Source organism: Streptomyces asoensis (assembly GCF_016860545.1).
Taxonomy (GTDB): domain Bacteria; phylum Actinomycetota; class Actinomycetes; order Streptomycetales; family Streptomycetaceae; genus Streptomyces; species Streptomyces asoensis.
Genome location: NZ_BNEB01000005.1, coordinates 404,362 through 417,777, shown reverse-complemented (window position 1 = coordinate 417,777; position 13,416 = coordinate 404,362). Strand labels below are relative to the sequence as shown.

Genomic DNA, 13,416 nt, shown 5'->3' with positions numbered 1-13,416 from the left:
TCCGACCCGCCCCCACGCATCCGGACCACAGAAGGACGGTACTCACCATGGCGGACTCCGCGACCGCCCCGGCGACGGGCTCCGTGCGCCGCGCCCCGGTGGCCGAGGCGGCCGGGATCAGCAAACGGTTCGGCGCCACCGTCGCCCTGCGGGACGCCCGCATCACCGTCGCCGAGGGCGAGTCGCACGCCCTGGTCGGCCGCAACGGAGCCGGCAAGTCGACGCTCGTGTCCATCCTCACCGGACTCCAGCAGCCCGACACCGGCACCCTGCGCTTCTCCGGCGAACCGGCCCCCGCCTTCGGGGACATCGACGCCTGGCGGTCCAAGGTGGCCTGCGTCTACCAGCGTTCCACGATCATCGCCGAACTGACCGTCGCCGAGAACCTCTTCCTCAACCGGCAGAGCGAGGCCGCCCTGCGCCCGATCCGCTGGAAGGAACTGCGCCGACGTGCCGAGCAGTTGCTCGGCGAGTACGGGGTGGACGTCGACCCCACGGCCCGGGCGAGGGATCTCACCGTGGAACAGCGGCAGTTCGTCGAGATCGCGCGGGCCCTGTCCTTCGGGGCCCGGTTCATCGTCCTGGACGAGCCGACCGCGAAGCTCGACGCCCGCGGCATCGACCGGCTCTTCGGCAAGCTCCGTGACCTCCAACGGCAGGGCGTGGCCTTCCTCTTCATCTCCCACCACCTCCAGGAGGTCTACGACCTGTGCACGACCGTGACCGTCTACCGCGACGCGGCGCACATCCGCACCGCCCCGGTGGCCGGCCTCGGCAAGCACGAGCTGGTCGAGGCCATGACCGGCGAGTCCGTGGCCGGCTCGGTGAGCGCCGGTGCGCCCGAGACGCGGTCCCGCGCCGGTTCCGAGGAACTCCTGACCGTCGACGCGCTGACGCTGTCCGGTGTCTGCCGGGACCTGTCGTTCTCCGTGCGCGGCGGCGAGGTGCTGGGTCTCGCGGGCGCCACCGCGAGCGGCAACGTACAGGTGGGTGAGGCCGTCGCCGGACTGCACCGCGCCGCGGGCGGCAGGATCGCGGTCGGCGGCCGGGCGGTCCGCACCGGCAGCGTCCCGGCGTCCCTCACCGCGGGCGTCGGACTCGTGCCGGAGGACCGGCACCTCCAGGGGCTCGTCCACGACCGCAGCGTGGCGGAGAACGCCACCCTCACCGTCACCGACCAGCTCGGGCCGTTCGGCACGGTCCTGCCGGCCAGGACCAGGACCTTCGCCCGGCGCATGATCCGTGACCTCGACATCAAGACGCCGGGGGCGGGCACCCCGGTCTCCGCGCTCTCCGGCGGCAACCAGCAGAAGGTGGTCGTGGCCCGGGCCCTGGCCACCGACCCGAGCGTGCTGGTAGCCGTCCGGCCGACCAACGGGGTGGACGTCAAGTCCAAGGAGTTCCTCCTCGCCAGGATCCGGCGGATCGCCGACGACGGGAAGGCCGCGCTGATCGTCTCCGACGAACTGGACGACCTCAGGGCGTGCGACCGGGTCCTCGTCATGTTCCACGGCCGGGTGGTCGCGGAGTTCGACCGCGGCTGGAAGGACGAACAGATGGTCGCCGCCATGGAGGGCGTCTCCGGCGGACCCGCGGTCCCCGGCACCGAAGACCACGACACCGAAGAGCACGGAAGGTAGCCATGTCCGCCACCTCAGACGTCACCGACCCCGCGGCGAACGTGGCCCGGCCACCCGCCGAGGGCGCCGCCCGGCGCGGGCCCGGCCTCGGCCGCTTCCGTGAACTGTCCCTCGTCCCGGCCATCCTGGTCCTCGGCCTGATCGGGTTCATCGTCTCCCCGGCCTTCCTCACCTCCGACAACCTCATCGGCGTCGCCCAGCAGTCCACCGAACTCAGCCTGCTCGTGCTCGCCACCGCGCTGATCCTCATCGTCGGCCGGATGGACCTCTCCCTGGAGTCCACCATCGGCGTGGCGCCCGTCATCGCCGTATGGCTCGTCCTGCCCACCAGCGGCGGCCGGTTCAACGGCCTGGGACTCCTCCCGCAGTGGACGGCGATCCCGCTCTGCCTCTTGGTCGGCGTGGCGATCGGCGCCCTCAACGGCTTCCTCATCCTCAAGCTGCGCCTCAACGGGTTCATCGTCACGCTCGGCGGTCTCACCATGCTGCGCGGGCTCCAGGTCGCCCTGTCCGAGGGGCAGTCCATCGTGGACCTCCCGCCGTCCTTCACCTACCTGGGCAAGGCGTCCTGGTTCGGCGTCCCCGCCGCCATCTGGATCTGCGCCGTGCTGTTCGCCGCCGGCGGCTGCGCGCTGGCCTGGCTGCGCCACGGCCGGGCGCTGTACGCCATCGGCGGCAACGCGGAGGCCGCCCGCACCGCCGGCATCCGGGTCGACCGGATCGTGTGGGTCGTCCTCGTCGTCGGCAGCCTCCTCGCCGCCTTCGCGGGCATCCTCTACAGCGGTCACTACGGGTCCATCTCCGCCACCCAGGGCAGCGGCTGGATCTTCCAGGTGTTCGCCGCGACCGTCATCGGCGGTGTCAGCCTCAACGGCGGCAAGGGCTCGGTGTTCGGGGCCCTGACCGGTGTGCTGACCCTCCAACTCGTCGTCAACGTCATGACGCTGGCCGGTGTACCGCCCCTGTGGAACCAGTTCCTGAACGGCGCGATCATCATCGTCGCGCTGATCATCTCCCGTTTCGCCTCCGGCGAGAAGCAGGAATAGCCGGCGCGACCGGGAGCACCGCTCGGGCCCGTCGGTCCCCAGGACAGAGAGGCACCCCCGTGGCACTGACCGACGAGGCGATCGAGAACATCAAGGCGATGATCGTCGCCGGTGAACTCGCGCCCGGCTCGCGCCTGCCCAAGGAGGACGTCCTGGCCTGCCAGCTCGGGCTGTCCCGCAGTTCGCTGCGCGAGGCGGTCCGCGCGCTGACGGCCATGCGCATCCTGGTCACCCGCCAGGGCGACGGCACCTACGTGTCCAGCCTGGAGCCGCACCTGCTGCTGGAGACGCTGTCCTTCGCCGCCGACGTCTCCCAGGGGCGCGCCGCCCTGCAACTGCTCCAGGTCCGCAGGCTGATGGAACCGGCGGCGACCGCACTGGCCGTCACCGCGCTGACCCCGCAGGACCTGGAGGAACTCGGAGACATCCTCGGACGGTCCCGGACGGCGGCCACCGTGGACGAGTTCGTCGCCCATGACATCGCCTTCCACCTGCGCATCGTCGAGGCCGTCGGCAACCCCGTGCTGTCCATGCTGCTGCGTGTGCTGTCCACCCGTACCCAGCGGGTCCGCATCGTGCGCGGGACCCGGACACAGCGCTCCGTGGAGCGCGCGCACGCCGAACACGAGGAGATCCTGCGCGCCCTGCGGGCCCGCGACGCCCAGCTGGCCGCCTCCGCCGCGACCGTCCATGTGGCGGCCGTCGAGCACTGGCTCGCCGGAAGCCTCGTCGACGGCGACGAGCCACCCGCCGACGACTGATCCGCCCCCGGGCCGTGCGCCGCCCCTTCCCCCCTCGCCCGCGACCCGCCCCCTGTGAACGAACCGACGACCGTGCCGGGAGATTACTGTGACCGACGAACCCCGACCGCAGAGGCGAAGCGTCCTCAAACTCGGCAGCGCCCTGGCCGCCACCCCCCTGGTGACCCAGCTGACGGGACTCACCCCCACCGGCCGGGCCGGCGCCGCCGAGGCCTCGGCATCCCACGACACCCAAGGGCCCACCTTGTCGCGCAACACACTGTGGTACTCCGTACCCGCCGCCGACTGGCAGTCGCAGGCGCTGCCGGTCGGCAACGGCCGGCTCGGCGCCATGCTCTTCGCCGATCCCGACGCCGACCGGATCCAGTTCAACGAACAGAGTCTGTGGGGCGGAGTCAACGACTACGACAACGCGCTCGCCGGCAGACCCGACAGCGACTACGACACCGGCATGACCGGCTTCGGCTCGTACCTGAACTTCGGCGACCTCGTCGTCACCTTCGCCTCCCGCCCCAGGGCCACGGTCACCGCGCCGGGGGGACCGTACAGCTCCTCCCCGTCGGAGGGCGTCGACAAGACCCACGACGGTGACCCGGACACCAAGTGGTGCATCGAGGGGCCCGGCGCGAACGTGCGGTGGCAGGTCGAACTCCCCGAGCCCGCCGCCGTCACCTCGTACCGGCTCACGAGCGCCGACGACGTGCCGCAGCGCGACCCGCAGCAGTGGACGTTCTCCGGTTCCCCCGACGGCACCGGCTGGACCGTCCTGGACAGCCGCCGGACGGACACCCCCTTCGAAAACCGCTTCCAGACCAAGGAGTTCACCTGCTCCGGCACCGGTAGCGGCACCGCGTACCGGTTCTACCGGTTCGACTTCGTCCCCAAGGCGGGGGTCAGCCACTTCCAGGTGAGCGAGATCGCACTGGTCGGCGTCGACCTGGGCACGCCCGGCACGATCTGCCTCTCCTCGCCGAGCGGGCACTCCGCGGGCTCCGGGCCCCGGTCCGGGTCCGCCGGCCGTGCCGGGGGCATCGCCGCCTCCGTGGACCGCGACCCGGCCACCGTCTGGCGGGTCGACGGCTCCGCGCCCGCGGTCGTCTGGCAGGCCGACCTGCCCGCGCCGGTCGCCCTGGGCTCGTACACCCTGACCTCGGCCCTGGACCGGCCGCGCGACGACCCCCGGCAGTGGACGCTCCAGGCGTCGCGGGACGGGAACACCTGGGTCACCCTCGACACACAGAACCCCGGCGCGCCCTTCGCCGGCCGCGGGGAGAGTCGCACCTTCGCCCTGACCGGCAGGACGCCCTACCGCTCCTACCGGCTGACCCTGAACCCCGGCAGGTCCTCCGGTGGCTTGCAGATCGCGGAGATCAGGCTGGAGGCCGAGAACTTCGACACCCGCACCCGGCGCACGGTCGTCGACTACCGGCGGTCCCTCGACTTCTCCGAGGGCGTCCACGCCACCCGCTTCGGCGCGCCGGGACAGCGGATCCTGCGCGAGGCCTTCGCCGTCCGGTCCGCGGACGTCCTGGTCCTGCGGTACGAGACGGAGAGCGACGAGGGACTCTCCGGGGCGATCTCGCTGACCTCCGGCCAGGAAGGGGCCCCGACGACCGCCGACGCCGGCGCCCGGCGGATCGGCTTCAGCGGCGTCATGGGCAACGGCCTCAAGCACGCGTGCGGCGTCCGGGCCGTGCACACCGACGGCGACTTCAGCGCCGACGGGCCGGTGCTCAGGTTCCGCGGATGCACGACCCTGACCCTCCTCCTGGACGCCCGCACCGACTACAAGCTCGACGCGGCCGCCGGATGGCGGGGCGCCGATCCGGGGCCGGTCGTCGACAGGACGCTCGGCAAGGCGGCCGCTCCGTCCTACGCCGGTCTGCGCGCCCGGCACACCGCCGACACCCGCGCCCTCATGCGCCGCGTCGCGGTCGACTGGGGAGACTCCGAGCCCGCCGTCGTCGCGCTGCCCACCGACGCGCGGCTGGCCCGCTACGCGGCGGGCGGGGCGGACCCGGCACTCGAACAGGCCATGTTCGACTACGGCCGGTACCTGCTGATCGGTTCCTCCCGCCCGGGCGGACTGCCCGCCAACCTCCAGGGCCTGTGGAACGACAGCAACCAGCCGGCCTGGGCCTCCGACTACCACACCAACATCAACATCCAGATGAACTACTGGGGAGCCGAGACGACGAACCTGCCGGAGTGCCACGAGGCGCTCGTCGGCTTCGTCGAGCAGGTCGCGGTGCCCAGCCGCGTGGCGACGCGCAACGCCTTCGGCGAGGACACGCGCGGGTGGACCGCCCGCACCAGCCAGAGCGCCTTCGGCGGCAACGCGTGGGAGTGGAACACCGTCGCGAGCGCCTGGTACGCGCAACACCTCTACGAACACTGGGCGTTCACCCAGGACCTGACCTACCTCCGCACCGTCGCCCATCCGATGATCAAGGAGATCTGCGCGTTCTGGGAGGACCACCTCGAGGAGCGCGCGGACGGACTCCTCGTCGCGCCGAACGGGTGGTCGCCCGAGCACGGGCCGCGCGAGGACGGCGTGATGTACGACCAGCAGATCATCTGGGACCTGTTCCAGAACTACCTCGACTGCGAGGCCGTGCTCGACACGGATCCCGTCCACCGGGCCAGGATCGCGGACCTCCAGGCGCGGCTCGCCCCCAACCGGATCGGCCGGTGGGGCCAGCTCCAGGAGTGGCAGGAGGACCTCGACGACCCCGCCGACATCCACCGCCACACCTCGCACCTGTTCGCCGTCTACCCGGGCCGCCAGATCACCCCGCGGCACTCCGGTCTCGCCGCCGCCGCCCTCGTCTCGCTCAAGGCGCGCTGCGGGGAGAAGGAGGGGGTGCCGTTCACGGCCGCGACGGTGTCCGGCGACAGCCGCCGCTCGTGGACCTGGCCCTGGCGCGCGGCCCTCTTCGCCCGGCTCGGCGACGGCCGGCGCGCCGAGATCATGCTGCGCGGGCTGCTGACCTACAACACGCTCCCCAACCTGTTCTGCAACCACCCGCCCTTCCAGATGGACGGCAACTTCGGCATCTCGGGCGCCGTGGCGGAGATGCTCCTCCAGAGCCACGACGGGGTGATCCACCTGCTGCCCGCCCTGCCGGACGGCTGGAAGGCGAAGGGCTCCTTCACGGGCCTGCGCGCCCGCGGGGGCTACGAGGTCAGCTGCGAGTGGCGGCACGGAAAGGTGACGTCCTTCCGTGTCGTGGCCGACCGGGCCCGCACCCGGAAGGAGGTCACCGTCCGGGTCGACGGCGTCGAGCGGAAGGTGAGGCCCGGCAAGCCCTGACGGCGGGTCCGCCACCGCCGGGCCCGGACCGCCGGCGCCGGTCGCAGCGCGAGCCGCCCGCCGACCCGCGATCCGCGGTCTCCGTATGCCTTGCGCAGTGTTTCAGCGCCCTGGAACCGCGGCGGGCCCGGCGGGCGGACCGGGCCGGGCGGGCGTTCCGGGCCGGTGGCCGCCGTCGTGCCCGGTGAGAGGTGTACCGGCAGTACATCGCTCTCCCCGCGCGCGGGGCGTACGGTCGTGGCATGGCACTGATCCTGGTGACGGGGGCGGCCGGCGGGCTCGGACGCCACACGGCGGACGCGCTGGCCGGCGACGGGCACGACGTCGTGGTCCACGCCCGTGACCCGGACCGCCTCACCGGCGCGGGGGACACCGCCCGCTGGAAGGGCGTCGTGACGGGGGACCTCGCCGACCTCGACGAGATCCACGGCGTCGCCCGTCAGGCCGCCGGGTTCGGCCGCTTCGACGCGGTCATCCACAACGCCGGTGTCCTGCACTCCTCCGACACGGCCACCGTCAACACGGTCGCGCCCTACCTGCTGACGGCCCTGATGGAGAAGCCGGCCCGGATCGTCCACCTGAGCAGTTCCATGCACCTCTCCGGCTCGACCGACCTGCGCGGGCTGGCCGACGGCACCGCGTCCTACAGCGACAGCAAGCTGTGGCTCACCGCCCTCGCGCTCGCCTTCGCGTCCCGGTGGGAGGGGACCGCCAGCCATGCCGTCGACCCCGGGTGGGTCCCCACGCGCATGGGCGGCCCGGGCGCCCCCGACGACCTGACCGCCGGGCACCTGACGCAGGTGTGGCTCGCCACCGATCCCGGCGTGATCCCGCCGACCGGCGGCTACTGGTACCACCGGCAGCCGCGGACACCGGCCGCCGCCGCGCGGGACGAGGCCTTCCAGGACCGGCTGATCCGCGCCCTGGAGAGCCACACGGGCGTCACGCTCGACTGACGGCGGCCTTGGCCGGTGCTCAGCCGGCCGCGGGGCGGGACGGGGAGCCCGCGGTGACACGGGCGTTGACGCGCCTCATCCACTCGCGGTCGGTGTGCCACATGGGGTGGTGCGGGGCCGCGTTCGACGTCAGGACGACTCCGAGGAACCCCGCGGCGAGACAGCGGTCGACGACGAACTCGGCGATGTCCTTGCCGACGGCGTCCTCCTCGAAGCGCGTCAGCAGCGGGGTGTACCCCACGACGCCCTCGCCGAGGACGGCGGGGACACCGCGTGCACGGGCGAACCCGGCGACGGCGTCGACCCATCCGGCCAGCGTCTCCCGCATGGCCTCGCGATGCGCCGCGTAGTTCTCGTAGAGCCACAGGTCCCAGCGGTCGGGGTCCACCCAGTCGTGCGCGTAGAACAGTTCGCGCGGTATCCCCGTGGCGGCCAGCCGCCAGGGCTCGTCCGGCTGGTGGTCGGCGAAGGCGGGCGCGTCGGCGCGCAGCATGGCGGCCAGTTCGGGGGTGGGCCAGGCGGCGGTCTCGGGCGCCGTCTCGGTGCCGTGTCCGAGCCCCACCGCCTCGTACAGCGCGCCGAGCACGCCGTAGACGTAGAAGTGGAAGTGCGCGATCTGCGCGAGTTCGGGCAGGTCGTCGAGCTCGGCGGGCCAGGGCTCGCCCAGGGAGTAGGTGACGAGGACGTCGGGATGACGGGACCGCAGCAGCTTCACGGCGCGTTCCAGGGGGCCGCGCAGCCGGGCGTAGTGGGCGGTGGTGCCGTCGGACGGCACCAGGGAGCAGTTGTCGACCTCGTTGTGCACCTCGGCGTAGGCGACGCGGTCGGACAGTCCGCGCTCGGCGAGGAAGTCCAGCAGGCCGGCGAGGGCTTCGGCCACGGCCTCGGCGCGGTCGGGGCCGGGCACCTCGGCCAGGGCCCGGTGCCAGGCGTCGGTGTCGGCGAAGCTGGGGGACTGCTGGTACTCCCAGGACGACACGATCACCTTGCAGTCGTGGCGGGCGGCCGCCTCGAACAGCTCGACGAGGCGCCGTCGGCCGTCCAGCGCATAGCCGCCGCGCACGTCGTACCAGCGGGTGCGCTGCCCGAACTCCTCGCCCAGGCCGCGGACCCGTATGGAGTCGGCGTCCCGGACACGGCCGGAGAACAGCAGAAAGGGCATGGCGCAGACGCGCACGGTGTTGAAGCCGCGGTCCACCGCCTCGGCGAAGGCCCGGTCGAGGTCGGCGAACGGCTCACCGGGTCCTGCCTGGGTGTACCAGCTGAAGTCCCACAGGGTGATGGCCAGTCGGCCCGTGCTCTCGTGCGAAGCGCCGGCTTGCTGCTGTGCGGGCTGTGCGGTCATGGGGTCACCCGTCGTTCGTCGTGCGGAGAAGGCCGTGCGCGGGGGTCGTCGGCGGTGCGGCGGCGTCACGCTCACTGAATTCATTATTTATGAATAATCCTTGACGAGGGTGACCCGGTTGTCCAGGCTGTGGGGCGAACGAGATCGCACGTGTCCCGAGGAGCCGCCCGACATGACCGATTCCACCCACCCGTCCCGTCGCGCCGTCGTCACGGCGTTCGGCGCCGCCGCGTTCGTCGCCCTGCCGGCCTGGCCGGCGACGGCCCGAGCGGCGAAGGGCGCGACCGCCGCCGCGGCGAACGGCCCGGTGCTCGACACCCACCCGGCCACCGAACCCTCCGGCACCCATGTGCGCGAGGTGGGGGGCACCTCCGTCGTCTTCCAGTACGGCGCGGTGCTCCCCGCCTTCGACGGCTGGCGCCACCGCGAGCCCACCCGGGAGTACCTCTCCCTGGACAAGCGGTGGCGCTTCCGCTTCGACCCGGCCGACCAGGGGCTCGCGCAGGGCTGGCAGTCCCCGCACCACGACGACGGGGCATGGGGCCGCATCGACGTCCCGTCGGCCTGGGACCTGCTCGACACCCCGGGCTTCGGCTCGCAGACCGCTCCCTTCGGCGAGGGCACGGCGTTCGAGGACGGCTACGCCTGGTACCGCACCACGGTCGACGTGCCCGCCTCCTGGCGCGCCCGGCACCTGCGCATCGCCTTCCTGGCCGCCGGGTACAGCGCCGAGGTCTGGGTCGACGGCAGGCACGTGGGCAAGCACGAGGGCGCCAACTCGCCCTTCGCGCTGCCCGTGACGGGAGCGCTGCGGGCGGGAGGCCGCCGGACGATCGCGGTGCGCGTCTTCCGCCGGGCGAGCTACACCGACTACACGGCCCCGGACGCGCAGCCGGTGACCGACGACCACGAACTCCCGTACAGGCCCGTCGACCACTGGCCCTACGCGGGTCTGACCCGGTCGGCCTGGATCGAGGCGGTCCCGCAGGTCACCGTGACCAAGCTGCTGGTGAGCGCCGCGGACGGGCGGCTGGAGGCCCGTGCGGTCGTCGAGAACCACGGTGACGCCGACTTCGACGGCCGGCTCACCCTGGATCCCGGCCGGGGGAGCGGCGGCAGGCCCACCGCGGTCGCGGCCAGGATCGCGGCCCGGTCGGCGGGCGTGGTGCGTGTCACGGTCCCCGTCCCCGCGGCCCCGCGCTGGAGCCCCGCCTCGCCGCACACCCTCACCGCCCGGGCCACGCTCACCGCCGGCCGGTCGGCGGGGCACCGGGTGGACACGCTGTCCACCACGTACGGGGTCCGCGAACTCACCGTCGCCGACGCACAGTTGCGGCTGGACGGCGAGCCGCTCTTCCTCAAGGGACTCAACTGGCACGAGGAGACGGCCGCACACGGCAGGGCGATGACTCAGGCCGAGTACGACCGGGAACTGGGCCATGTCACGGCCGTGGGCGCCAACTTCGTCCGCAACTGCGTCTACAACCGCCATCCGTACGTCTACGACTGGGCCGACGCGCACGGCGTGCTGGTGATGGACGACATCGACACCATGTGGCTCAACACCGCCCAGGAGAAGCTCCAGACCGAGCGCTACGGTCTCGCCCGCGCCCTTGCCCTGACCATGGCGTGGAACCAGCACAACCATCCCTCGGTCATCCTCTGGGGCCTTCAGAACGAGTCGGAGATCGATCCCGACGGCGCCCCGGTCTACCGGTCCTGGCTCGCCGACCTCAAGGCGGCCGTGAAGTCGGTCGACCTCACCGCCCGCCCGGTCACCTGGGCGTCCAACACCAGCAACGACCCCGCCTTCGACCTCGCCGACGTGATCGGGTTCAACGAGTACTTCGGCTACTTCTACGGCAAGGACGCCGACCTCGGCCCCACGCTGGACGCGGTGCACGCGAAGTACCCCGACAAGCCGATCCTGATCACCGAGAACGGCACCTGGGCCATCGCCGGCACCCACGGTCCCGGCACCACGCAGGGCACCGAGGAATGGCAGGCGGCGAGCTTCACCGCCCACTGGGCGCAGGTGAGCGCGCGCAGCGCGTTCGTCGCCGGGTTCACCTACTGGGTGCTCAAGGACTACAAGGAGCGGGCCGGGTACAACCAGTCGTACAACGGCATTTCCGTCATGGGCCTGCTCACCTTCGACGAGGAGCGGCCCAAGCTCGTCCACGACGCGTTCCGCGCGGCGGTCAACCCCAGGGGCTGACCTGTCGGGGCACGGCAGCGGGGGGAGGGCGCACCCCCCTCCCCCCGCTGCCGTACGGCTCCTGTCCGGTCGGTCACGCCTCCGTCAGGACGGCCACTCCGGCTCCCGGCAGGGTGACGCGGTCGGCGGGAGCGCCGCCCCGGGCCAGGAGGTCGGTCATCGGCCCGGGGAGGCCGACCTCCACCTCGTCCCGGCCGTGGTTCAGCAGGAAGACGAACCGTCCGCCGTCGCCCTCGCGCACCGTCGCCTGGACGTGTTCCGGAAGCCCGGGAAGGACGGGGCCGACGTCCGCCGTGCGGCAGACGTCGTCGATCAGCGCCCGCATGGCCTGCGGCGCGAGACGCGTCGCGACGTACCACGCGTGCCCCTCGCCGAAGGAGTGCCGGGTCACGGCCGGCTGCCCGGCCAGCGGCCCGGCGCCGAACTCGGCCACCACCGCGGCGCCTTCGGGCACGACGGCCTCCGACCACAGGTCGGCGCGGCCGACCGACCCGTCGAGGTGGCGGACCTCGACGGTCTCCGCCTCCGCCAGCGGCCAGAACTCCTCGACGCGCAGGCCCAGCACCTCGCGCAGCGGTGCCGGATATCCGCCCAGGTGCACCCGGTCGCAGCCGTCGACGATGCCCGAGAAGAACGACACCAGCAGCCGGCCGCCACCGCGCACGAACCCGGTGAGGCGTTCGGCGTCCCGCTCCTTGAGCAGGTAGAGGTTGGGCACGACGACCATGCGGTAGCCGGACAGATCGCGGTCGGGGGGCACCACGTCGCAGGGGATGCCCGCGTCCAACAGCGGCCGGTAGTGGGCGAGTACGAGGTCCATCTGGTTCAGCGCCGTGGACGGGTGCGAGTCGAGCTCCAGCGCCCACCAGCTGTTCCAGTCCAGCACGAGAGCGACCTCTGCCGTCGAACGGCTGCCGGCTATCTGCGGCACGGAGGCCAACTCGCGCCCCAGCTCGCTCACTTCACGGAAGATGCGGGTGTCGGTGCCGCCGTGCGGGACCATCGCCGAGTGGTACTTCTCGGCGCCGCCCCGGGACTGGCGCCACTGGAAGTACAGCACCGCGTCCGCGCCCTGGGCGACCGCCTGCCAGCTCCACAGCCGCATCCGCCCCGGCTGCTTGGGGCCGTTGCGCTCACGCCAGTTCACCGCGCTGGGGGCCTGCTCCATCAGCATCCACGGCTGACCGGAGCGGGCGGACCGGCTGACGTCGAAGATGAACCCGGCCGCCGCCTGCGTGTCCTCGTCGTGCGGGTCCTGGTAGACGTCGACCGAGACGACGTCCTCCTCGGCGGCCCACCGGAAGGCGTCTACGGGCTTGTGCACGCCGATGAAGTTGGTCGTCACCGGAACGTCGGGGGTGATCCGGCGCAGCACCTCCTTCTCCGTCAGGTAGCACCGCAGCAGCGCGTCGTCGGAGAAGCGGGCGAAGTCCAGCTGCTGCGCCGGGTTCGGGAAGGTCGGGGCGAGCCGGGGCGGCAGGACCTCGTCGAAGCTGTCGTAGTGCTGTGCCCAGAAGGCCGTGGACCACGCGTCGTTCAGTGCCTCGACGTCCCCGTACCGGTCGGACAGCCAGCGGCGGAAGTCGGCGGCCGACTCGTCGCACCAGCACTGCGGGGTGTGGCAGCCGTACTCGTTGCCGATGTGCCACATCTCCAGGGCCGGGTGATCGGCGTAACGGGTGGCCAGGCGCTCGACCAGGCGTGCGGCGTACCGCCGGTACACGGCGCTGGAGGGACAGTAGTGCTGGCGTCCACCGGGCCACATCCGGCGGCCGTCGGCGGTCTCGGGGAGGATCTCGGGGTGCAGCCGGGACAGCCACGGTGGCGGGGACGCCGTCATGGTGGCCAGGCACACGGCGACACCCACGCCGGCGAGGTTGTCCATGACGCGGTCGAACCAGGCGAAGTCGTACTCGCCGGGCCGTGGTTCCACCTTGGCCCAGGAGAAGATGCCGGCCGTCACCATGGAGACGCCCGCCTCCTTCATCAGCGCGACGTCCTCGGCCCACACCTCCTCGGGCCACTGCTCGGGGTTGTAGTCGCCGCCGAAGGCGATCCCGTGGGGGCGCAGACGGCGCCGGCTGTCGATCGGTGGTTCAGGTGTCTTGTGCAAGGTCGTATCCATGATCGGTGGGAG

The 13,416-nt window shown here is 72.4% G+C and carries 8 protein-coding genes; 6 read left to right on the top strand and 2 right to left on the bottom strand.

The window, feature by feature from the left end; genetic code table 11:
* Positions 1-47 precede the first annotated feature (47 nt).
* The 5 genes from Saso_RS25125 (at position 48) to Saso_RS25105 (ending at position 7,716) form a co-directional block, all read left to right on the top strand.
* Positions 48-1,640, top strand: coding sequence for a sugar ABC transporter ATP-binding protein (locus Saso_RS25125; RefSeq protein WP_189928259.1), 1,593 nt, complete (start codon positions 48-50; stop codon positions 1,638-1,640).
* A gap of 2 nt (positions 1,641-1,642) precedes the next feature.
* A complete protein-coding gene (locus tag Saso_RS25120) occupies positions 1,643-2,686 on the top strand; it encodes an ABC transporter permease (RefSeq protein ID WP_189928260.1) in 1,044 nt (347 codons plus the stop codon).
* Positions 2,687-2,745: 59 nt separating this feature from the next.
* On the top strand, positions 2,746-3,447 hold the full coding sequence (locus Saso_RS25115) for a FadR/GntR family transcriptional regulator (RefSeq protein ID WP_189928262.1): 702 nt from the start codon (positions 2,746-2,748) through the stop codon (positions 3,445-3,447).
* Positions 3,448-3,535: 88 nt separating this feature from the next.
* Positions 3,536-6,760 (top strand): glycosyl hydrolase family 95 catalytic domain-containing protein, encoded by a 3,225-nt coding sequence (locus tag Saso_RS25110; RefSeq protein ID WP_189928264.1) that lies wholly within the window; start codon positions 3,536-3,538, stop codon positions 6,758-6,760.
* Between the two features lie 242 nt (positions 6,761-7,002).
* Positions 7,003-7,716: an SDR family NAD(P)-dependent oxidoreductase gene (locus Saso_RS25105; protein ID WP_189928266.1), complete on the top strand. Its 714-nt coding sequence runs from the start codon at positions 7,003-7,005 to the stop codon at positions 7,714-7,716.
* Positions 7,717-7,735: 19 nt separating this feature from the next.
* On the opposite strand, the gene Saso_RS25100 is transcribed toward Saso_RS25105, so the two are convergent.
* On the bottom strand, positions 7,736-9,061 hold the full coding sequence (locus tag Saso_RS25100) for a cellulase-like family protein (RefSeq protein WP_189928268.1): 1,326 nt from the start codon (positions 9,059-9,061) through the stop codon (positions 7,736-7,738).
* A 172-nt stretch (positions 9,062-9,233) separates the two neighbouring features.
* Between Saso_RS25100 and Saso_RS25095 the strand changes: the two genes are divergently transcribed.
* Positions 9,234-11,279, top strand: a complete 2,046-nt coding sequence (locus tag Saso_RS25095; RefSeq protein WP_189928270.1) for a glycoside hydrolase family 2 protein — start codon at positions 9,234-9,236, stop codon at positions 11,277-11,279.
* Positions 11,280-11,352: 73 nt separating this feature from the next.
* On the opposite strand, the gene Saso_RS25090 is transcribed toward Saso_RS25095, so the two are convergent.
* The gene (locus tag Saso_RS25090; RefSeq protein WP_189928272.1) at positions 11,353-13,404 is read right to left on the bottom strand and encodes a beta-galactosidase; all 2,052 of its coding nucleotides are present in this window, start codon (positions 13,402-13,404) and stop codon (positions 11,353-11,355) included.
* Between the last annotated feature and the right edge of the window lie 12 nt (positions 13,405-13,416).